The organism is Paenibacillus faecis, assembly GCF_008084145.1.
Lineage (GTDB): Bacteria > Bacillota > Bacilli > Paenibacillales > Paenibacillaceae > Fontibacillus > Fontibacillus faecis.
The window spans coordinates 428,641-450,712 of the sequence record NZ_VSDO01000003.1 but is presented as its reverse complement, the minus strand read 5'-3'; the positions used below and the strand labels follow the sequence as shown (position 1 = coordinate 450,712).

Annotated in this window: 19 protein-coding genes; 7 read left to right on the top strand and 12 right to left on the bottom strand. The window is 56.9% G+C overall.

Annotated features, from left to right (window positions below):
* Nucleotides 1-13: 13 nt before the first annotated feature.
* The 5 genes from FRY98_RS15480 (at nucleotide 14) to FRY98_RS15460 (ending at nucleotide 5,824) form a co-directional block, all read left to right on the top strand.
* The gene (locus FRY98_RS15480) at nucleotides 14-943 is read left to right on the top strand and encodes a carbohydrate ABC transporter permease (protein WP_148453534.1); all 930 of its coding nucleotides are present in this window, start codon (nucleotides 14-16) and stop codon (nucleotides 941-943) included.
* The gene (locus tag FRY98_RS15475) at nucleotides 943-1,776 is read left to right on the top strand and encodes a carbohydrate ABC transporter permease (RefSeq protein ID WP_148453532.1); all 834 of its coding nucleotides are present in this window, start codon (nucleotides 943-945) and stop codon (nucleotides 1,774-1,776) included. Before FRY98_RS15480 ends, FRY98_RS15475 begins: the two co-directional genes overlap by 1 nt.
* 46 nt (nucleotides 1,777-1,822) lie before the next feature.
* Entirely contained in the window at nucleotides 1,823-2,812 is a 990-nt protein-coding gene (locus tag FRY98_RS15470; RefSeq protein ID WP_148453530.1) for a 2-hydroxyacid dehydrogenase, read from the top strand.
* 52 nt (nucleotides 2,813-2,864) lie between these two features.
* A complete protein-coding gene (yicI, locus tag FRY98_RS15465; RefSeq protein ID WP_148453527.1) occupies nucleotides 2,865-5,189 on the top strand; it encodes an alpha-xylosidase in 2,325 nt (774 codons plus the stop codon).
* A gap of 158 nt (nucleotides 5,190-5,347) precedes the next feature.
* Nucleotides 5,348-5,824: a DUF2798 domain-containing protein gene (locus tag FRY98_RS15460; RefSeq protein ID WP_148453525.1), complete on the top strand. Its 477-nt coding sequence runs from the start codon at nucleotides 5,348-5,350 to the stop codon at nucleotides 5,822-5,824.
* A gap of 67 nt (nucleotides 5,825-5,891) precedes the next feature.
* Here FRY98_RS15460 and FRY98_RS15455 read toward each other — a convergent pair whose 3' ends face one another.
* The 8 genes from FRY98_RS15455 to FRY98_RS15420 all read right to left on the bottom strand — a co-directional run bounded on the left by FRY98_RS15455 (nucleotide 5,892) and on the right by FRY98_RS15420 (nucleotide 15,347).
* Nucleotides 5,892-6,269: a DUF5684 domain-containing protein gene (locus FRY98_RS15455; protein WP_148453523.1), complete on the bottom strand. Its 378-nt coding sequence runs from the start codon at nucleotides 6,267-6,269 to the stop codon at nucleotides 5,892-5,894.
* A gap of 118 nt (nucleotides 6,270-6,387) precedes the next feature.
* A complete protein-coding gene (locus FRY98_RS15450; RefSeq protein ID WP_148453521.1) occupies nucleotides 6,388-10,509 on the bottom strand; it encodes an AAA family ATPase in 4,122 nt (1,373 codons plus the stop codon).
* Between the two features lie 671 nt (nucleotides 10,510-11,180).
* On the bottom strand, nucleotides 11,181-12,380 hold the full coding sequence (locus FRY98_RS15445) for an MFS transporter (RefSeq protein ID WP_211373323.1): 1,200 nt from the start codon (nucleotides 12,378-12,380) through the stop codon (nucleotides 11,181-11,183).
* A gap of 211 nt (nucleotides 12,381-12,591) precedes the next feature.
* Entirely contained in the window at nucleotides 12,592-13,599 is a 1,008-nt protein-coding gene (locus FRY98_RS15440; RefSeq protein WP_225039134.1) for an ABC transporter substrate-binding protein, read from the bottom strand.
* Between the two features lie 89 nt (nucleotides 13,600-13,688).
* Nucleotides 13,689-14,090, bottom strand: coding sequence for a helix-turn-helix domain-containing protein (locus tag FRY98_RS29205; protein ID WP_148453517.1), 402 nt, complete (start codon nucleotides 14,088-14,090; stop codon nucleotides 13,689-13,691).
* Nucleotides 14,068-14,538, bottom strand: a complete 471-nt coding sequence (locus tag FRY98_RS15430) for a hypothetical protein (protein WP_148453515.1) — start codon at nucleotides 14,536-14,538, stop codon at nucleotides 14,068-14,070. Before FRY98_RS15430 ends, FRY98_RS29205 begins: the two co-directional genes overlap by 23 nt.
* Before the next feature lie 128 nt (nucleotides 14,539-14,666).
* Nucleotides 14,667-14,849, bottom strand: coding sequence for a DUF2524 domain-containing protein (locus tag FRY98_RS15425; protein ID WP_148453514.1), 183 nt, complete (start codon nucleotides 14,847-14,849; stop codon nucleotides 14,667-14,669).
* A gap of 63 nt (nucleotides 14,850-14,912) precedes the next feature.
* The gene (locus FRY98_RS15420; protein WP_148453512.1) at nucleotides 14,913-15,347 is read right to left on the bottom strand and encodes a MarR family winged helix-turn-helix transcriptional regulator; all 435 of its coding nucleotides are present in this window, start codon (nucleotides 15,345-15,347) and stop codon (nucleotides 14,913-14,915) included.
* A 183-nt stretch (nucleotides 15,348-15,530) separates the two neighbouring features.
* Here FRY98_RS15420 and FRY98_RS15415 point away from each other — a divergent pair, with 183 nt between their 5' ends.
* Nucleotides 15,531-16,007: a glutathione peroxidase gene (locus FRY98_RS15415; RefSeq protein WP_148453510.1), complete on the top strand. Its 477-nt coding sequence runs from the start codon at nucleotides 15,531-15,533 to the stop codon at nucleotides 16,005-16,007.
* Nucleotides 16,008-16,134: 127 nt separating this feature from the next.
* On the opposite strand, the gene phnE (FRY98_RS15410) is transcribed toward FRY98_RS15415, so the two are convergent.
* From phnE (FRY98_RS15410) to FRY98_RS15395, 4 genes are all read right to left on the bottom strand, one after another.
* On the bottom strand, nucleotides 16,135-16,938 hold the full coding sequence (gene phnE / locus FRY98_RS15410; RefSeq protein WP_148454523.1) for a phosphonate ABC transporter, permease protein PhnE: 804 nt from the start codon (nucleotides 16,936-16,938) through the stop codon (nucleotides 16,135-16,137).
* A gap of 2 nt (nucleotides 16,939-16,940) precedes the next feature.
* Complete coding sequence (phnE, locus tag FRY98_RS15405) at nucleotides 16,941-17,753, bottom strand: phosphonate ABC transporter, permease protein PhnE (RefSeq protein ID WP_148453508.1); 813 nt, start codon at nucleotides 17,751-17,753, stop codon at nucleotides 16,941-16,943.
* On the bottom strand, nucleotides 17,750-18,553 hold the full coding sequence (gene phnC / locus FRY98_RS15400) for a phosphonate ABC transporter ATP-binding protein (protein ID WP_148453506.1): 804 nt from the start codon (nucleotides 18,551-18,553) through the stop codon (nucleotides 17,750-17,752). The genes phnE (FRY98_RS15405) and phnC overlap by 4 nt, the downstream gene beginning before the upstream one ends.
* Nucleotides 18,554-18,684: 131 nt before the next feature.
* Nucleotides 18,685-19,686: a phosphate/phosphite/phosphonate ABC transporter substrate-binding protein gene (locus tag FRY98_RS15395; protein ID WP_148453504.1), complete on the bottom strand. Its 1,002-nt coding sequence runs from the start codon at nucleotides 19,684-19,686 to the stop codon at nucleotides 18,685-18,687.
* Between the two features lie 192 nt (nucleotides 19,687-19,878).
* Here FRY98_RS15395 and FRY98_RS15390 point away from each other — a divergent pair, with 192 nt between their 5' ends.
* Nucleotides 19,879-21,489, top strand: a complete 1,611-nt coding sequence (locus FRY98_RS15390; RefSeq protein WP_249043424.1) for a bifunctional metallophosphatase/5'-nucleotidase — start codon at nucleotides 19,879-19,881, stop codon at nucleotides 21,487-21,489.
* Nucleotides 21,490-22,072: the final 583 nt, after the last annotated feature.

Here is a 22,072-nt window from a genome sequence, read left to right as displayed (position 1 = left end):
AGGGGGAGAAGTCATGTCCCACAAATCCGGAGCGAACGGGAGCTACGCCTTATCCCGCCGGGCAAAATGGTTCTCGTCATGGAACAACTATTTGTTCGTTTTGCCGGCGCTCGTGTTTATGGTCATTTTTATCGGATTTCCGCTGATTTACAATCTGCTGCTGAGCTTTCAAAACGTGAACGTCTATAACTTGAGCGGTGAGCATGATTTCGTCGGTTTTTCCAACTATATCAAATCGTTGAAGGACCCGGTTTTCTATACGGCCTTGCAGAATTCCGCGGTGTTTACCGTGGTGAGTATCTTTTTCCAATTTACGATCGGCTTTGCTTTGGCTTTATTTTTCAATTTGAAATTCCCGGGACGCAATCTGTTCCGTTCTCTAATGCTGCTGGCCTGGATGATGCCCGTGGTCATCAGCGGTACCGTGTTTCAGTGGATGATGTCGGGGGACTTCGGGGTCATCAATTACTTCTTGCAAACGCTGGGAATCATCGATCGGCCGATCAACTGGCTTAGCGAGGGAAGCACGGCCTTGCTCGGCACGGTAGTCGCCAACATCTGGATCGGGATTCCGTTCAATATGATCATTCTTTTGTCGGGGCTGCAGGGGCTGCCCGATCATCTGTACGAAGCGGCCAAACTGGATGGCGCCAACCGGCTTGTCCAATTCCGGCATATTACGCTGCCGCTGATGCGTCCGACCATTCTCGTGCTGCTGATTTTGGGCATTATCAACACCTTCAAGGTCTTCGATTTGATCTTTATTATGACGCAGGGCGGACCGGTGACTTCTTCGACCGTATTGCCGATCTATGCGTACCAGCTGTCGTTTACGACTTTGGAGTTCAGCCAGGGCGCATCGGTATCGATGATCATGTTCCTGATCCTGGTCGTCATTTCGATCGTGTACCTGAGAATGTCCAGTAAGGAGGAGGTGCACTAATGCGCAGCCAAAAATGGCGTTTGGCCGGTGCGACTCTCATCAGCGTCGTCATCATGATCGTGTTTCTTTTTCCGGTGTATTGGATGGTCAAAACGTCCTTGACCCCGGTGACCGAGCTGTATCATAATCCGCCGCATATTTTGCCGGTGGGCGCAACGTTGGAGTCCTACATCAACAATTTTGTCCGCAATCAGGACATGATCGGTTATATCGGCAACAGCTTTATTATCGCGACCGGCACGATGGTGCTCTCGCTGCTCCTCTCGATCCCGGCGGCTTATGCGCTGGCCCGGCTGTCGATCAAAGGGAAGGCGCTGATCATGATCTCGGTGCTGTCCATTCAGATGCTGCCGGGGATTATGATGGCGATGCCGCTCTACATGATGTTCTCGAAGGTGCAGCTGATCGACAACTTTGCGGGACTCATCTTCGCCGATCTGATCCACTCGCTGCCTTTTGCCATCATTACGCTCCGTCCCTTTTTCCTCGCCTTGCCCGGCGGGTTGGAGGAGGCGGCCAAAATCGACGGCTGCAACAAATTCACTTCGTTCACGAAAATTATTCTGCCGCTGGTAAAGCCGGGGCTTATGACGGTCGGCGCGTTCTGCTTCCTGTTCGGCTGGGGAGATTTCATCTTTGCCTTGACCTTGACGTCGAGCAATGAAGTCCGCCCGCTGACGCTCGGACTCTACCGCTTTATCGGGCAATACGGCACCGAGTGGAACAATCTGATGGCCGTCGCTACGCTGGCGGCGCTGCCGATCATCGTGATTTTCGTTTCGATGCAGAAGTACGTCGTAGGCGGCGTGACCGCGGGTGCGATGAAGGACTAATCGTATAGCCGATTCTTCGGCAAGTAAAGGAGGCGGGAAACGCCTGATGAAACCGAAGGTATACATTGCAAGAAGCTTGCCCGAACCGGCGGCCGCTTTTCTGGAACGGCATTGCCGATGTTCCTATTGGCGGGGCCCGGGTGAGATCGACGCCGATACGCTGGCGGAGCGAATCGGAGACGCGGAGGGTCTCCTCGTGACAGGGACGCCGATCGACGGGAGCGTACTCAAGGCAGGCCCGGCCTTGCGGGTCGTCAGCAACTTGTCGGCAGGCTACAACAATCTGGACCTGCGGGCTTTTCGAGAACGGGGCATTTTAGCCACCCACACCCCTTACGTGTTGGACAACACGGTGGCCGACCTCGCCATGGCGCTGATTCTTTCGTCGGCCCGCCGGGTGGCCGAGCTGGATCGGCTGGTCAAGGAAGGCCGCTGGGTATCGGGAATGGATGAGCAGTTGTTCGGTTTGGATGTGCACCATAAGCGGCTCGGCATCATCGGCATGGGCCGGATCGGCGAAGCGGTGGCCCGGCGGGCCCGCCTCGGCTTTGAAATGGACGTCGTCTATTACAGCCGCAGCCGCAAGCCGGAGGTCGAGCAGCAGCTCGGTGTAGGCTACTCCTCGCTGGAGGAACTGCTTCGAACGTCCGATTACGTGGTGCTCCTGACCCCGCTCACCCCCGAAACCCGGCATTTGATGAATGAAGAGCGGTTTAAGCTTATGAAGCGGAGCGCGGTTTTCGTCAATGTCTCCCGTGGCGAAACCGTTCAGGAGGAGGCCTTGATTCGCGCGTTGGAAGGCAGGTTGATCGCCGGCGCGGGGCTGGATGTGTATGAGCAGGAACCGATCGGAGCGGGGCACCCGTTTTTGGGCATGAACAACGTGGTCACGCTGCCGCATATCGGCTCGGCCACCGCCGAAACCCGCAACCGGATGGCGATGTCCGCCGTCACCAATCTGGTGAACGCCTTGACGGGCCGGGGGCCGACAGATGTCGTGCCGGAGCTGGGCGGTAGGCTGGACGCTGGACAGTAGAAAGAGCGATACAAGATAAAAAATATAAATATAGACAGGTGGAGGAACAGGGATGAAATTTACGGATGGATATTGGCACGTAAGACCTGGAGTAACCTTGAACTATCCGGTGGAGGTACGCGGCGTGCGAACCGCGCCGGAGAAGCTGACCATACTGGCCTCTTGCAAAAAAATCATCACCCGCGGCGACACGCTCAACACCGCGGTTTTGACAGTCAACTACACTTCGCCGATGCCCGACGTAATCGCGGTGGAACTGGTCCATCACGGCGGCAGGCTGCCGAAGGGGCCGGAATTCGCCAAGCATGTCGACGAAGCGGTGGAGGTTCAAATCGAGAACGGCGAGGAGATTGCCAGCTTGACCAGCGGAAGGCTCAGCGTGGAAGTGCACAAGAACGAGGGCTGGAGCACGCATTTTATGTACAACGGCAAAAGATTGACCGGCAGCGGCTACAAGAGTCCGGGACACCTTAAAATGCCCGACCAGTCCACGTACATGCGGGAACAGCTGGATCTCGGCGTCGGGGAATACATTTACGGGCTCGGCGAAAGATTTACGCCGTTTGTCAAAAACGGCCAGGTCGTGGACCTATGGAACGAAGACGGCGGAACCTGCAGCGAGCAGGCTTACAAAAACGTGCCGTTCTATTTGTCGAGCTACGGCTACGGCGTGTTTGTGGACCACCCGGAACGCGTTTCGTACGAGGTGGCTTCCGAAGTCGTATCCAAGGTCCAATTCAGCGTCCCCGGCGAATCGTTGAAATACTACATTATCGGCGGGTCCAGCCTGAAGGAAGTGCTGAACAATTACACGAAGCTGACGGGGAAACCGGCGCTGCCTCCGGCTTGGTCCTACGGGCTGTGGCTCACCACCTCGTTTACGACCAGCTACGATGAAGAGACGGTCAACAGCTTCATTGACGGGATGCTCGAACGCGACATTCCTTTGCATGTGTTCCATTTCGACTGCTTTTGGATGAAGGAATTCCACTGGTGCGATTTTCAATGGGACGCGGAGGTGTTTCCCGATCCGCAGGGCATGCTGAACCGGCTGAAAAGCAAGGGCTTGAACATCTCGGTCTGGATCAACTCCTATATCGCCCAGCAATCGTATCTCTTTGATGAGGGGAAGGCCAACGGGTATCTGGTCAAAACGAAGGACGGCGACGTCTGGCAGTGGGACCGCTGGCAAGGGGGCATGGGGCTCGTGGACTTTACCAACCCCGCCGCGGTGAAATGGTATCAGGATAAGCTTAGGGCGTTGATCGACATGGGCGTCGATTGCTTCAAAACCGATTTCGGCGAGCGTATTCCGACGGATGTCGTCTATTATGACGGATCGGACCCGGTAAAAATGCACAACTACTACACGCATCTGTACAACAAGGCGGTGTTTGAGGTGCTGGAGGAGGCGAAGGGGAAAAACGAAGCGATGGTCTTCGCCCGTTCGGCCACGGCCGGCGGCCAGCAGTATCCGGTGCATTGGGGCGGCGATTGCTCGGCGACCTACGTTTCGATGGCGGAGACGCTTCGCGGCGGATTATCGCTGGGGCTGTCGGGGTTCAGCTTCTGGAGTCATGATATCGGCGGGTTTGAAAATACGGCGACCCCGGACCTTTACAAACGTTGGGCCGCTTTCGGACTATTGTCGTCGCACAGCCGCCTGCACGGCAGCCAGTCCTACCGGGTGCCTTGGCTGTTTGACGAGGAAGCGAGCGATGTGCTGCGGTTTTTCACCAAGCTGAAATCGACGCTGATGCCGTATTTGTACAGCACTTCCGTAGAGGCGACCCATACGGGCGTGCCGGTGATGCGCGCGATGGTTCTGGAATTCCCGGAAGATCCGGCCTGCGAAACGCTGGACCGTCAATATATGCTCGGCGACGCCTTCCTGGTCGCTCCGATTTTCAACGGCGAAGGAGCGGCCAAATATTACTTGCCGGAAGGGCGCTGGACGAACTTCCTGAGCGGCGATGTAATCGAAGGGGGAAGATGGGTGCAGGAGCGGCACGATTACTTCAGCCTGCCGCTGATGGCGCGCCCGGGCAGCCTGATCGCGGTGGGAGCCAACGACCTGCGGCCGGACTACGATTACGCGGACGGCGTGGCCCTGCATCTGTTTGAACTGGACGAGGGACGTACGGCTACCGTATCGGTATGCAATGACAAAGGCCGAACCGAGCTGCAGGTACGGGTGGAGCGGACGGGCAAGCGGCTTGCCGTCATCGTCGAGGGGACGGTGGGTAAACCCTGGGAGCTGGTGCTTCGCGGCATCAGCAGAATCGCCTCCGTCGAAGGCGGGGACCCGCAGGAAGGCCCGCAGGGCGTGCGGGTGGCTGCGCACCCGTCCATTCGGCAGATGACGATTGAGCTGTAAGCACTGAACTGCACTGAACTCCAAAAGGGGATTTCCGATTCGATCGGAGACCCCCTATTTTAGTGTGTGTCAAAGAAAGTTCGCAATTTGTTCACTTACGAGACAAAGTTTGAAATCGATATACTGATCAAGCCGAATAAAAAGAGAGGTGGAGCGGAGTGCCAACTACAAAGAGAGAAGCGCTGTACTTTGGTTTGATGATGTGTTTCGGGATGGTTGTATGCATGACAACTTATAATTTGCTGATTCATGACATGATCGGAACCTTAAGCTTTGCCGACATGATCATTCAGTATCTAGCCGGGTTTGTGGTCGCGATGGCTTTGGAAATGTTCATCGTAGGTCCCTTTGCCAGAAAGGCGGCGTTCAAGCTGCCGATCAATAAGACCAAGAAGGTACAGGTCATCCTTGCCGTTTCGTCCTGCATGGTGATCGGCATGGTGTTTTTCATGTCTCTGTTCGGGCTGGTGATGTCCAATCTCGTTGGCAGTCCGGGAGAAGGTTCTCTGGTCATGAGTTACCTCAGAACGTTCTGCCAGAATTTCGTGATGGCCTATCCTTTGCAACTGCTGGTGATGGGACCGTTGGTGCGGGGGTTGTTCACCAAGTTTGTGAAAGCTCAAGCGGTATCTTAAATCAACAACAACAAAAAGACCGGGGATGCCAGAATAGCCCCGGTCTTTTGATATGCTGCGGCCTATTTTAAGCCATATAACCTTGCGGTGGAACCCGATAATCGAGCACATACATCGTTTTGCTGGAATATCCCCAGACGAGCCACAAAATGGCGTACACCGGCGACAGGAAAATGCAGAAAAGGACGTAGGCGCCGCTTTTTCCGAAAGCGTTAAGCAGTCGGACCTGCCAAATGATGGCAAATACCAGATTGGCGAACGGCACGAGGTACATCAAGACCCACCAGCCGCTTTCCTTGATCATTTTCAGCTGCAGAATGGTGTTCAGAATCGGCACAAAGGCAAACCAGGCGATATCGTCCAGCCCCGCCTTTTTGGCCAGCGAGAAGTAGGCCCCCGCAAACAGAACATACATGGCCGCGCAGAATAGAAGAACAAAAAGCATGTTGTTGCATCCCCCTTATGAAGTAAAATAATCTCCTCTGTTGTTCGACAGATGGACCGGTTATTCCTGCTTGCTCGCTTGCTTTATTGCAAGCATCCCGGAGCGTGGAATCCCGCCGTCACTGCTCCTCCGGATAAGGAATTCCCATTTTGCTGTATAATTGCCGGGCCGCGGCGGCGCAATCCGCACCTTGCTGCGAATCGGGCGCGAGAGCCCGGGCCATCGCCAACTGGACCAGCGCCTCTTCGTAAGGCATCTTGAGCCGCTTGGCCTCCTTGATGCCGCGACTCCAGCAGCGGAAGGCGACTTGCGGGAAGCCCTTCAGCCGCTGGTAGACCCCCGTAAGCAATTCGGCGCGCGGTTTGGCGACCGGGAAGACGCCGGCGAAAGCCTGAAGTCCTTTCAAGGCTTCTTCCGCCAGACTTTGCAGTTTCCAGGCTTCCCGGCCGAGATCGATGCCTCCCCCCAGTTTCTTCTCCCACAGCGTCAGCAATGCTTCCGTCACAGCCGCATAACTGTCGAAGGAGTAGTATGCAGCGGGCGAGGACTGCCGGATGAGGGCGAGCGCTTTTTCCGCATAAGTTAGCGCCTCCTCCGGCCGCCCCTCCTTGAGTCGGGCTAACGCCATCAGACCGTAGACGCGAAGCTCCTCGGTCATGCCGATGTTGACCGGAATGAGGGACACGGCTTCTTCCAGCCTTTCGACAGCCTCCGGAATGCGGCCGCAATACAGCAGCCCTTCGGAAAGAGCCATGAGTCCCCATGATTTCGCTTGGGCATTCCCGCTTTGCACCCCGGACTCATAGATATCGGAGGCCAGGGCCATACTGGCGTCGTAATCGGAAAAATGATAAGCGAGTGTTTTTACATAGAGGTAGGAAGAGGCCTCCCAGTAACGGCGGTCCCCGAGTTTCTCGTAAATCGCCATGGCCCGTTGCGCCAAGTCGCCGGCTGTCTCCCATACTCCACTGCCGATGTTGTTCAGCGAGATGTCCATGTAGACCCAGGCTTTGGTGGAGAGATCGTCGAGCGCTTCGGCCGCGTCCAGCGCCTGCTTGGCATAAGAGCGGGCCAGTCTTCGCCAACCCATGATTCCCGCGGTGACGCACATATTCCCCGTAATGATAGCCAGTTCCTTGGAAGCGCCGAACGTCTCGGCCAGATTCAGTCCATGGAGCGAATAGTACAGGTTCCGCACGTTCTGATTGTTAAAAAACGCGATCTCCGCCAGACAGTGATAGCAATGAACCGCTTCGGCCACGGCGGGCGTAGGCTTCGAGGTGGGGGTGAATCCCACCGACCGCTTTAGGCGGTGCCATACTTGAACCACCATTTGGCGGGACATTTGCTTTTTGATGCGTTCGGTGTACTTGGCGGAGTGCATGTCGAGCAAATCGAGCGTTTCCTCCAGACAAGGGACCGCCTGCTCCATGTCTCCGACCCCCATATAAGCGTCGCCGAGCAGGCGCCGGTATTTGGCCCGGTCCGCTTTCGGCGTATCGGCGGCTTCGGCCTTGGCCACAAGCTCGGACAGGACGTGAACCGCTTCTTGGTAAGCACCGCTCTGCAGGGCCAGGCGTCCGACCTTTTCCAGGTAGTGCATGCTTCTTGCCGTGTCCTCGGCTCTTGACCAGTGATAAGCCAGCACGCTGTAATAAGCCGGGGCGTCCGGATACTGCTGTTCGTACCACAGGGCCAGTTCACGGTGAAGCTGGCGGCGCTGGGCGTGCAGGAGCAGATTGTAAGTAACTTCCTGCGTGATAATATGCTTGAAAATATACATTAATTCGGGCTCCCTGCTTTCCAGCAGAGTCAGGTTGACCTGTTCCAGCGTATCAAGCCGGCCGTATAGCGCGTTGTCCGCGGTCGGCACCGGCAAAATCCCCTGGAGCGCGGAATAGGTGAAATGTCTGCCGATCACGCTGGCCACTTTTAGAACGAGCTGTTCCTCCGCAGGCAGCCGGTCGATGCGGCTGGCGATAATGCCGTGGATCGAGTGAGGGAAATCAAGCTTCATGAATTCATGCTCCGGCTTCAAAAGACGGCATTCCCCGTTTTCGATGCCGATATACCCGTAATCGCGGAGGGTATAGGCCAGTTCTTCACAATAGAAGGGATGGCCTTCCGATTTGTCCAAAATCAGGTTGACCACCGATTTGGGGAGCGAGGTCACCCCGAGCCGATCCTGAATCAGTTGAAGCGTTTCTCCGCCGTCCAGCATCGACAAGTCGACCGTTTCCGTGCCGGGGCGATCCTGCAGCTGGCGGGACTCCGTCGGCTGCGAAATTTCATCCGGACGCAAAGCCGCGACAATAAGCACGGAAGGCAGCCGCTCGGTAAGGCTGAGCAGCAGCGCCCAGGAGGAGGGGTCGATCCAGTGGGCGTCGTCGATAAACAGGGCGGTCCGCTGCCCTCCGATCAGGCTTTGCAGCAGCTCCAGGCAGATCGCCTGGGTGTTCTCCGCCCGAATCCGGCCCGACATGGAGGCCGTCCACTCGTTGTCAGCGATCTCCAAAGGCACGACTGGCTGCAGCAGCGGGAACAGATGCTGCCAGGACGGCAGCTGCTCCTGAATAATCCGCTGGACATGCGCACGCCGGTCCGCTTCGGCAGCGGGGACATGGTCCAACCCCAGCAGGTTCCAAAAAATGCTACGCCAGGGGTAATACGGCGTTTGCTGCTCGATGGCTTCCCCGGCACCGTTGTACAAGGGGAGGCCGTAGCCGAGAATTTCTTGCTGCAGCTCGCCCAGCAAGCTGGTCTTTCCCATACCGGCTTCGCCCCGGAGGAAGACGCAGCCGCTGCCGCCCTCGAGCAGGCGCAGGACGTGGCTGCGCAGCGCGCCGTGTTCAGCGTCACGGCCGAACAGCGCTTGCGGCTGCTGCGCCCGGCCCCGGCGCCGGCCCGCAGGGGAGCGCTCGGCGGCGCCGATGCCCAGCGCCTCGTAGACCGCGCGGGCGCCGGCGAAGCCGCGGAACTGCCTCGGTTCCCCGGCCTGGAACCGGATGGCCCCCGAAGCCGCCGCATAGGTGGCTTCGTCGCACAAGATCGCGCCGTCTTCGGCCGCTTGCATGAGCCGGGCCGCCAGGTTCATCGTGTCGCCGATCATCGTGTATTCCCGGCGCAAGGCACTGCCGACGGACCCGCAGTACACCGTGCCCGTAGCGACGCCGATCGCGTGCGGAATGCCGGCTTCCCGCAGCTCCGCCTGAATGCGCAGCGCCGTCTTTAAGGCGCGCGCCGCGTCATTCTCGTAGGTCAGGGAAGGCAGGCCGGCGGCCGCGATGACGGAGATGCCTTTTTCGTCAAGATTCACCTTGTTGATGGCCGTTTGGTAGGCTTGCACACTCGCCTGAATCCGTTCCGTGATCCGGTGGAGCTGCTCCAGGCTGCTCTTCCCCAGCACCTCCGGAAGATGAATGAACATTACGGTAATCCGCCGGAGCTCGGCGGACCAGTCATGATCCCCGGCCGCTGCGGAAGCAAGCAGGGCGGGGGGAAGATACGGGAGCATCGAGGGGTCCAGTCCGGTTGGCGAATCGCCTTCGCCCGGAGTGATTCCGGGGGAAGACGGATAAGCCTCGGGCAGCAAGGAAGAGATAAACACCGCCCCGTTCTCCAGCGGAGTTTCCAGGCCGGCCGCATACGCTTCGATTTGCGCAAAAGCCTGCGGAGACAGCAGAACCTTGCCGACTTCGGCGGAGTCCGCGAATTCCTTTAACTGCAGGATCGCGTCTCCTCGCAAAACAAGCTCCCAGCGCCCGCCCGTACCGCCGACATAGCTGACGGTGTAGCCGCCTCCGCCTACAAAGACCCGCAGCGACAGGTTTACGCCGTCCATGATCTCCCGTTGATGCAATTCCCGCTGGAGGTCCAGGCCGCAGGCGGCAGCCTGGCGGATCAGGCGCTGGCGGCCTTCCTCGGTGGCTTGCCAGCTTCCTTCGCTCCATGTCGCCAGCAGGGCGTCGCCGGCGAAGCTGACGACCTTGCCGCCGGCCCGGGAGATCCGGTCGATCATGGTGTCAAAACAGGCATTGAGGATGCCCGTAACCTGTTCAAGGCCGATCGTCCCTTGGTGGGCAAGCTTTTGGCTCAGCAGTGTAAAGCCGGATATGTCGACAAACAGCACCGCGCCGGAATGAACGTCTTCTACGGGGGAAAGGCGGTCCCATTCGGGCGCGTTCCACTTCCGCAGCAGCAGCTCCGGTACATAACTGGTTACCTCGATCGTTTGAATCATGACCAAACCTCGCTTACTCCGGGGGTTCTTGTATCCCGAGATAGAATAGATATCTCAAATATAGGGCCGCTGGTTAGAAATGACAATATGAATTTTGGGCCCTATCAGACAACCTTGTTAGCATAAGAATTCCTGCAAATCTGCATGTTTTTTCTTGTGCGGAGGGCAAAATTTGAAAATTCCTGCGATTCTGCAGGAATTTCCGACGAAACCGGCTCGCTTCTCTAAAATCGCTAGAAATACCTGCAGATTTGCATCTTTTTTCGCATCCACTCGGGATTCGGCCGAAATACCTGCAGATTTGCATCTTTTTGAGTTGGAAGGGGGGGGGGAAGTGTGCAAGGCACCTTGATGGCCGTGGAATTTGAGGGAACATATGAGTGGTGTCGGGAATCGTTTTTTGCGGTTTTCGCCGGCAAGATAGAGCCGTTCGGCTAGGTCGGATTGACCATGGACGAGATTCGGAAAAAGGAGGGCGGCGGGGATAGGGGGGCCCTCGGGAAATGCCGCAGAGAATACCCTCATTGATGATGGGCCGGACGGGGGCGGTGTCCTGCCATTTCTCCAATGGGCCGGATTAGGGCCTTTTGGGGCGCTGTTAGTAAGGTGGCAGGGCTAGGTGCAGGATGCGAACCGCCGAGGGATATTCCTCAGCGGTTCGCATTAATAACTTAAAGCAGTTCCTTGCGTTTCTTCAAATAAACGTACAGCGCCAGACTGGCGAGGGAGCAGATGACCGCGCAGAAGCCGATGAAGCCGTAGCCCGCTTGCAGCCCGCGCAGCAGGCCGGTTTCCGGCCCTTGGCTGGCGAGGAAAACCCGCTTGATCCCGTCGGTGATGACGCCGATCAGATAATTGCCGGCCACGGTGCCAACGCCGATCAGCGTGACGATGAAGCTGATGGCGGTGTCGCTGTTTTGGCGGTACCGGTCGGCGATCAGCGCCATGACGGTCGGGTAAACGGGCGCGATGCCGATTCCCGCGACGGCGAAGAGGGCCGCTCCCGGCTCGCCGGCCAGAATCGCCGCGAACGTGCAGACCCCGGTAAAGCCGGCAAACAGGATCAAGGAAAGCGTGTAGCCAATCTTATCCGTAATCGGGCCGGCGACGAGCCGGGCGAACGTGAAGCACAGGAAGAAGGCGGACAGCATGCCGGACGCAGAGCTGTTGGTCCAGCCGTAGGCTTTTTCCAGGAAATTTACGAGCCAGCCCCCGACCGCCATCTCCGAAATCACGCCGAAGGCCAGAACGATCACGACCAGCCAGATGACCGGGTCGCGCATCAGCGTTTTGACCGGGATACGTTCTTCGTCCGCCAGCGCCTTCTCCGGGAACTTGCCGAGGAAGGCGGGGATCATCGGGATCACCGACAGCAGCAGTACGACCATGTACATGCCGCGCCAGTCCAGTACATGACCCCCGACGGACACCGTCATCAGGCCCGCGGCGAGCATAGGGGCGACCGTGGAACTGAGCCCGTAGAAAAAATGGGCCAGATTCATCATCGTGCCGGTATTCCGCGTGAAAATCTGCGCCCCCAGCACCGCCAGGGCGATTTCCAGCATCCCGTTGCCGATGTTCATCAGGAAATAGGACCCCGACAGCGCAGGGTACGTCCGGGAATAGAAGATCAAGACGCCCGTAAGGGCCATCAGTCCAAAAGAAAGAAGGCTGACCCATTTGACCCCCCATTTGCGGACGAGAAACGCCGTAAAGGAGCAGGCCAGCAAGTAGCCTAGCGAATTCAGGGACAGCAGGGTTCCGATCTGCATCTCGTTCAGAAGGAAGTCGGTCTGGATGCGGGGAATGGCCGGCCCCTTCACATTTTCGGAAAAGCCAAATATCAAAAAACCGATAAAAACGGTAGCCATAGGCAGTAAGTATCGTTTGGCGGAAGCCGGACGGCCGACGGAAGATCCCGTCTGTTCCGCTGCGGTTTGCGACTGAGCTTTCAAGGGATGCCCTCCTGGTGGAATGATCTTGAGTGATGCGTAAAGATACAACGAACAAAACGATCGTAACATACTTTTCCAGGTGCAGCCATCCCTTGTTTAAACCGGTTTTATGAGCCTTCCGCCAGATTTACTTTTGCAGAATTTCCTCGATGACATCCAGCCCTTTCGACTGGCCCATGGCCAGAGGCCCGACGATTTCGGTATCGATCACGTGGAGGTTGCCGCCCTTGACGGCCTTCAGATTGTTCCAGACGGGTCTTTTGCCAAGCTCCTCCAAGGTCAACTCCGCCGAATTGGTGAAATCCTCTCCCAGGAAAATATAGTCCGGGTCGATGTCGGCCACGCCTTCCAGGCTGATCTCGCTCCAATCCTTCATGTCGGGGAATTTGGCGAAGCCCAGGCGGTCATAGTAAGGCTCCATCCGGACGCCTCCATAGTAGTTGAAGCCTTTACCCCAGGTCATCATGAAAATGGCGGTTTTGCCCTTGGCCCCGGTTTGGTCCATTTTCCCGGCCAGCTTGTCCAGCTTCGCGTTGTAATCGGCGATATATTGCTCCGCCTTGGCTTCCTCGCCGAGAACCGAGGCTACCTTGGTAATCGTGTCCTGCCAGTTTTCTGACTGCGGAATGACGATCGTATCGGCGATTTTGGCCAACTGGTCGTAATTCTTCACATCATCCTCCCAAGCGATAATCACGTCGGGCTCCAGCGCCAGAATGCTCTCCAAATTTAGGGTGTCGCCCAGATCGGCGATCCGGCCCTGCTTCGTGAACGTGTCGTAGACCGGGAAGTTTTGTAAAGACTTCAGGCCCACCACACCCGCTACAACGTCCTGTTCCCCGATGGCAAAAAGGTGATCCGCATATGGGAAGTAGGTGACCGCGACCTTTTTCGGCTTCTCTTGAATGACGGTTTCCCCTTTGGCGTGCTGGATGGTGATCGGGAATTTGGCCGCGTTATCGGCGTCTCCGGCGGAGTTTCCGGATGAATTCGGCGCCGTTTGGGATTCGGCTGTCGGTTTGTTGCTCCCATTCCCGGACGGGTTGCCCGCCGTCGCATTTCCGCAGGCCGCCGTGATCAACAGCAAAATAACGATGAAGGGAAGGATCCCCCATGTTTTGAACGTTGTTTGCACTTGTCTATCCCTCGCTTCGATTAGTTGATAATGATTTTCATTTTCAAGTTAAATTATAGCGATGGAGGGCTGGGATTGAGAATAGACAATTATTCAATGAGAGGTGGATTATTTCCGTTTCGTGTGCGAAATTCGCTGGGGTTGCACCCGGTGTATTTTTTAAAAAGCCTGCTGAAATAATGAGCGTCTCCATAGCCGATGCTCTCCGCGATATTCTTTACGGCGGCGCTGCTGGTGGCCAGCAATACACGGGCACGGCTCATCCGGTGTTGGATCAGGTAATCGATCGGGTAGACGCCCGCGTATTTATGAAACGCGTAAGCAAACTTTTTGATGTCCATTCCCGCCAGGCCGGCCAGTTTCTCCAGGTTCAGCGGCTCCGTGTAGTGAGTATGTATATAATCAAGCACATGCTCCACCGCGTTTCGGCTTTCGCGGTTCATCCGGTTGCGGGCGCAGCTGAACGTTTCATAGATCGTGCTGTAAAACAATTCCTTGGTGCGGACAGCCCGCCTGCAGGTGCCCGGGTGTCGTGACCGAGCTCTCCAGCATATGAAGCAGTTCGGTGATGCTCGGATTTATTCCGGTCTCCAGCACGAAATGCGCCCCTGTGTAGCCTTCCGGTTCTTCTGGTGGAGCGCTCAACGTGTAATGGACCAACGCGTAATCGAAACCGGACGACCCGACATCGACCCGCAGCGTCATCCCCTTGGCTCCGTGAGCGACGAGGCCGGGGGTCAGCTCGTAAGGCGTACCGTTAAAGGTGAACACGGCTTGTCCCCGTAGGGCGAACACAAACCCGGCATACGGTGTCGGCTGGGAAGGCGTGTGGCCAAAATAGCGGCCGGGGCACAGGCTGGTGAGATAGACGCCATGGATGTCGACGGCCCCGACGGACATTTGTCTGGCTAATTCATTAAGGTCTAGGATGGGAATCACCCGCTCTCTTCATGGTGATGGAAACAGGAACAGTACCATTGTAACCGGAGCCCGAACGGCGGACAACGCAAAACACCCGCCGGACCTTATATATGGAACGGATCGGGTGTTTTGATTTTTCGCGTCAACTAGTTGTTAATGTCGCATTTGTTCATAATAAAAGAGATCTGGTTTTCCAAACGATGGATGTGCTCTTGGGTTTGGGGGTCTTCCTTTCCTTGTCCCCGTAAAGCGGCAAGCTCCTGCTTGAGCTGATGCAGATCGTCGCCGGCCCGGGCACAGTCGTAATTGCTTTCCAGATGGTCCAGCATATTCGAAAATCGCCTCCATAGGTCTGGGATGTACCTTCCCTATTATGGAGATTTTGGCTGGATTTATTCCGCGATTTTACTTAAAAAAGCCTGGATATGCTTGTGCAAAGCCGCGATATCTTCCTTGGTAACCCGGGTCTCGCCGTACAGCTTGAGCGGCACCTCGGCGGCTTGTTCCTGCAGTTCCCGGCCCCGGTCGGTCAGGGTAATCAAGACGCTGCGTTCGTCCGCCTTATCCCGCGTTCGGGTAATAAGGTTCATATTCTCCAGCTTCTTCAGCAGCGGGGTCAGCGTGCCCGAATCCAGAAACAGCTTGGAGCCGAGCTCTTTGACGGTTACGCCGTCCTGCTCCCAGAGGGAGAGCAGCGTGATGTACTGCGTATAAGTCAGCCCGAGCGGAGACAGCAGCGGGCGGTACAGCTTCATCATTTCCCGTGAGCAGGTATAAAAAGCAAAGCAAAGCTGGTTATCCAGTTTCATATATTCTTGAGGCTGCATATCGGTCACCTGCCATGAAATTGTATACAATTTGTTTAGACTTGTTCGGTAATTATAGCACTGGCTGGATTTGCGCGTCAAAAGACGAAGAGCGGCCGTTTCGCATACCAAGTTTGACACGTCGAATTAAATTGTATACAATTTAATTATATACTATTAATGCGAAATATGGAGGCGTTACATATGTCCATCTATGATATGGAAGTCAAAACGATTAAGGGCGAAATGCAGACGTTGGAGCCTTACCGCGGGCAGGTGATGCTGATTGTGAATACGGCGACCAAGTGCGGCTTCGCCCCGCAGTTCAAAGGTCTGCAGCAGCTTCATGATACTTACAAGGAGCAGGGATTCGCGGTGCTCGGCTTCCCCTGCGGGCAATTTGCCAATCAGGAGCCGGGGACGGATGAAGAGGTCGCTCAGGCCTGCGAGTTGAACTTCGGAGTCAATTTCCCGCTCTTTGCGAAGATCGACGTTAACGGCAAAAAAGCTCATCCGCTGTTTCAACTGCTCGCCAAGGAAGCGCCCGGCATACTGGGCTCCAAGCAAATAAAATGGAACTTCACAAAGTTCCTTGTGGACCGTGATGGACGCGTGGTCAAACGCTTCGCGCCGACCGAAGAGCCGGCGAAAATCGAGGAGCATGTTCGGAAGCTGCTCTGAGAGCAATTAAAAGCCCCTATTCCCTCCCTTGGCAGGAAGGAGAATAGGGGCCTTTTTTAGGCGCGTTTTTGTTGAATTTGGCCCATTGATATGAAATAGCGGACCAAACCAGCGTAGTCTCCCATCATTACACCAATTTCTTGCGAATCGCGCCGGAAATCAGATCGATGAGGGTGATCATGACGATGATGCCGAGCAGAATGATGCCGACCCGGTCCCAGTTTCGCGAGCTGAGCGCAAAAATAAGCGGTGTCCCGATCCCGCCGGCGCCGATGATCCCCAGGATGCTGGCGGAGCGCAGATTGATCTCGAACCGGTACAGGGTGTAGGAAAGGAAGCCCGGCAGCACTTGCGGCAGCACGGCGAACCACAGAATCTGCAGCCGGGTGGCTCCCGCTGCGATGAGCGCTTCCGTCGGGCCGGTGTCCATGTTCTCCACTTCGTCGGCAAACAGTTTGCCGAGCATGCCGATGGAGTGCAGGCCGAGCGCCAGCACGCCCGCAAAAGAACCCGGGCCGACGGCCTTGATGAACAGGAGGGCCATAACGATTTCCGGGAAGGTGCGGATGAAGCTCAGCAGCATTTTGCCCGACCCGGAAATCCACCGCGACCGGCTCATGTTCACCGCCGCCCAGAAGGCGAACGGGACGCAGAGCACGGTCGAAACCACAGTGCCCAGGATCGAAATAGCCAGGGTATCCAATAGTCCCCGCAGCAAATCCTCGCCGTCGGGCAGATAGACGTAGTCCCAATCGGGGGAGAAAATGCCGCTGAAAATCGCCTTCGTCACTTGTCCGGCCGTTTCTTTGATGCCCTCGAACGGGATGCCGGCAAAGGCCCAAACGTATATCAGCGCGAGCAGGACATAAATCAGGGGGCGATAACGGTTTCTCTTCGGTTTTTTTACCTTGTCTTGCCATGAATGGGTCATGCTCATAGTAGTCTCTCCCGCAGCTTTGTGCTCAAGTAGTCGATGATCAGGACCACCGCCAGGGTAAACAGAATAATCATGCAGGTCTTGTCATATTCGAAAAATCCGAGCGTCACTTCGTAATAGTGGCCGATCCCGCCGGCACCGACCAGACCGAGCACCGCGGCCGCCCGCACATTGATCTCGAAGGTATACAGCACATAGGACATAAAATGCGCCTGGATTTGCGGAATCACGCCGAAAATAATACGCTGGCCGGAGCTCGCCCCGACCGACGTCATCGCCTCCAGCGGGCCATGATCGATCGTCTCCAGGGCCTCATACGTCAGTTTGCCGATCAGCCCGAAGGAGAAAATCGACAGCGCCAGCATGCCGGGCAGCGGCCCCAGCCCGAAGACGGCGACGAAGATGGCCGCCAGCAGCAGGTCCGGAATCGTGCGCACCAGGTTCAGCACGAAGCGGAACGGCTGGTAGATCCAGGCGGTCCGGCTGAGGTTGCTGGCGCAGAGCAGCGCCACGGGAACGGCCAGGATGGCGCCGAAGGTCGTGCCGATCAACGCCATGCGGATCGTTTCCAGCATCGCAGCGACGATGTTGTCGAAGTAGCCCCAGTTCGGCGGAAACATCTCTTTGAGAAGTTCGAGCATATTGGGGGCTCCCTTGATCAGTTTTCCCCAATCGGCCTTCGATTGGACGGCGCTGCCCCAGACCAGGATCAGGATGAACGCCGCCGTAAGGTAGTGTTTCAGCTTGCCCGGAGGTTTGGGACGGTTCAACGGCTGGGGCTGTGGTTCGGGTTTGGCGTTCACATTCATCGGACCGGCTCCTTTGCGGCCGCGATGTCGGCCAGCCGGGCCTCCAGCAGCTCGTCCTGATCGATCGGCCGTCCGTAAATTTCGGCGAACCGTTCGTCCGTCGCTTCCGACACGGGGCCGTCAAACACCACTTGGCCGGCCCGCAGCCCGATAATCCGTGTGGCGTATTCCCGGGCCAGATCGATGAAGTGCAGGTTGACGATGGTCGTAATGTCGAGCTCCTGGTTAATCCGCTTGAGATCGTCCATGACCTGCTTGGTCGTCAATGGATCGAGCGAGGCGACCGGCTCATCGGCCAGCACGATTTTGGCTTCCTGCGCCAGCACCCGGGCAATGGCGACCCGCTGCTGCTGGCCGCCGGACAGCTCGTCGGCCCGGGCGTAGGCTTTTTCAACGATATTGACCCGGTCCAGCGCCTGGAACGCCAGCTCGACATCCTCATTCGGAAACGCCCCGAACAGCGTACGCAGCGTGGAATGATACCCTACGCGGCCGGCCAAGACGTTGCGCAGCACGGAGGACCGCTTGACGAGGTTGAAGCTTTGAAAGATCATGCCGATGTCCCTGCGGATCGTGCGGAGCTCTTTGCCCGCAGCCTGGGTAATGGAATTACCGTCGATGAGGATGTCGCCCTCGGTAATATCGTGGAGGCGGTTCATCGAGCGGAGCAGGGTCGACTTCCCGGCGCCCGACAGGCCGACGATAGCCACGAATTCGCCTTTTTCAATCTTCAGGTTTATTCCGTCCAGCCCTTTGGTGCCGTTGGGATAGGTTTTGGATACATTGCGCAGTTCTATCACGTAGAGATCATCCTTTTTGAAAGTTTATCGTAAAAAAACGCATAGCCAGCCGGGTGCGGGGCACTCCGACTGGCTTGCATCGTGTCTTGCCGATCTGGCTGGAAAGAGGGGCCGAGCTGCGAAATGTCGGACTACTCGGTTTTTACCTTTTCGCCGTATTCGCGGACAACGTCGAAATTGCTGTCCTGGGATTTAACGTAGCCTTCGTGCGTGTAGATCTCGGAAATGATCTTGTGGCCTTCTTCGTCCTTCCCGATTTCAATAAACGCGTTCTGCAGTTTCTCGATCCATTCCTTGCTCATATCGGAGCGTACGCTGATCGTGTCGTTCGGGATTTTCTCCGTGTAGGTCAGCACGCGCGTATCCTGGAACACCGTCGGGTAGTCGCCCTTCACAATGTTGCGGGCATCCTGGAAAATCGCCGCGGCGTCAACGTCGCCGTTCAGGACAGCCAGAACCGCCTGGTCATGGCCTTTCAGGGTGATCGGCTGCACATCCTTCAGCGGATCGAGTCCGGCATCCATGAGGGAGGCCGCCGGCCATACGTATCCTGCCGAGGAAGTCACGTTTTGATAAGCGATTTTCTTCCCTTTCAAGTCGGCCACCGATTGAATCGGGGAGTCTTTTTTTACGATAATCATCGCTTTGTAGAAGTCGACCAGCTCCTCTGTCGGTTCGCCGGTTTCGTCTTTTACGCCATAGCGTTGAGCCTGAAGGATCACCTCGGCGGCTCCTTTTTCTTTGGCCAGGACGTAAGCGGTTGGAGGCAGGAAGCCTACATCCACTTGCTTGGATGCCATCGCTTCGACGATGACGTTATAGTCGGTGGATACACTGACTTCAACCGGGATGCCGATCTTGTCGGACAGCAGTTTTTCGAGTGGTTTAGCTTTAGCTTCCAGCGTATCCGCGTTTTGCGAAGGAACGAATTGGACGGTCAGCTTCTCGGGCACATAGCCGGTATTCTCCGGCGCCGGATCGGTCTTGGCGGCATCGCCCTGCGACGCGTTTTGCTGGCCGGAATTGGCCGCGGCCTTGCTTCCGGTATTCGTGGCGGCCTCATTGGATCCGCAGCCGCTGATCACGGCGATGGACAGGAACAAGGGCATAAACAATTTCGTAAGCTTTTTCAAACGGGATGACCTCCAAATATTTAATAGTTTATCGTTACTTGTTCCACTATAAGGAGGGACTATTAACGGGCGGTTAGAGAAATGATAATTTTTTGTAAACGGGTGGAAATTTAATATGGCTCTGAAGATTGTCTGCTAGAATCGATGGAGGAACAATAGATTAAGCATGCCATCAAAGGGGATTACGACGAAATGGAAATGAATATGGATATGGGGCTAGAGAAAAAGCGGCGCCAAACGGTGACGATCCTGGCGACAAGCGATATCCACGGGTATATTTACCCTACCGATTACCGGAGCAAAGACGAGCGTCCGCTCGGTCTGGCCAAGCTGGCGACGCTGATCCGCAAGGAACGTCTGGGCGATCCCGATTTGCTGCTGCTGGATAATGGGGATCTGATCCAGGGTTCACCGCTCGCGGCATACGCGGTCAAGCGGGGGGAGGGGGCGCACCCCGCCGTGGCGACGCTGAATGAACTGGGCTACGACGCGGCCGTGCCGGGCAACCATGAGTTTAACTATGGACCGGACCTGCTGCGCCGGGTGATGAATGAATCCGCGTTTCCCTGGCTGTCGGCCGGAATTACGGACAAAGCGGGGGGGCCGGCGTTCGGAGTTCCTTATATCGTAAAAAAGATAGGGGAGGTTAAGGTGGCGGTCCTGGGCGTGACCACGCATTATATTCCCCATTGGGAAAACCCCGCGCATATTCGGGACTGGGTGTTCGGCGATGCGCTGGAGACCGTGAAGCGGTGGGTGTTGCGCATCCGGGCGGATGTGCGGCCGGATGTGCTGATCGTCGCCTACCATGGGGGATTCGAGCGGGACCTGGCGACCGGCGAACCGGCCGAGCGACTGACCGGAGAGAATCAGGCCTACGCCATGTGCGCGGAGGTGGAGGGCATCGACGTGCTGATCACGGGGCATCAGCACCGGCTGGAGGCAAGCGAGGTGAACGGCGTGGCGATCGTCCAGCCGGGCTGCAACGGGCAGGCCATGGGGAAGATCACGCTGGAGCTGGAGCGTGATGAGGCCGGCCGCCGTTGGGCGATCCGCGGCAAGCGCGCCGAGCTGCTGAAGCCGGAGGCGGAAACAGCGCCGGATGCCGCGGTGCTGGCGCTATGCCGGACGCTGGAGGAGCGGACGCAGCGGTGGCTCGATGAGCCGATCGGCCGCACGGACGGCGGCCTGCGGCTGAGCAGCCCGCTGGCCTGCCGGCTGGCGGAGCATCCGTTCATCGAGTTCGTCAACCGCGTCCAGATGGAAGCCGCCGGCGCTTCCGTGTCCTGCACGGCATTGTTGAACGAAGCCTCCGCCGGATTCGGCGAGGTGATCACGCGACGGGACGTGCTCACCAACTTCATGTACCCGAACACGCTGGCCGTACTCCGGCTGACGGGGGCGGATATCCGGGCCGCGCTGGAGCAGACGGCGCATTATTTTATCGTCGGTCCGGACGGACAGCCGGCCGTTAACCCGGCCTATCTTGAGCCGAAGGCGCAGCATTACAACTATGACATGTGGGAAGGGATCGAATACGTCCTGAATATCGCCAAGTCGGCTGGCAGTCGGGTCAGGTTTTTACGATACAGGGGGGAGGATCTGCCGGACGATCTGGTGCTCGATGTGGTGATGAACAACTACCGGGCCGGGGGCGGCGGAGACTACGACATGTTCAAGGGCAAAGAGGTCGTCCGCGAAATCCAAATCGACACGGCGGATTTAATCGAGGCGTATATTACGGAGCGGGGGACGATTTCGACGGTCTGCAATCATAATTGGAAGGTGATTGTGGAGGGGTGAAGTAAAACCGCGCACCTGCCGAGGGGATGAATAGCGGTAGCGGCGAAAAGAGGCGCCATTAAGCCCAAAATGTGCGGGCGCACGGCCATAGTTGAGCGAAGGGCGTCTCCTGGGCGGTGAATTAACGGGAAAATCTCCCGTTAATCGACCCTCGCGTGGCCAGAGGCGAGAAATACCCGGAAAAAGTACCGCTAATTTTCCAAATTCGGGCCGGATTGGCCGAAATGAGCAGAATTAGCGGGAGGAATTCCAGGTAATTGGGCGAAGGCCCGCCGGGCGAGCGAAATTAACGGGAGGAAATCCCGTTAATTTGAGGGAATGACCGGACCGTACAGCATGCTCCAGAGTTCGAAGCACTCAGGTGAAGGATGAACGACCGGACCGAACCACACACACTTCTCCTGGGCGGTGAATTAACGGGAAAACTTCCCGTTAATTCACTCGCGAGTGGCCATGGGCGAGAAATACCTGGAAAAAGTACCGCTAATTTGTCAAAATCGGGCCGGATTGGCCGAAATGAGCTTAATTAGCGGGAGAAATTCCAGGTAATTGGGCGAGGCACCGCCGGGTGAGCGAAATTAAC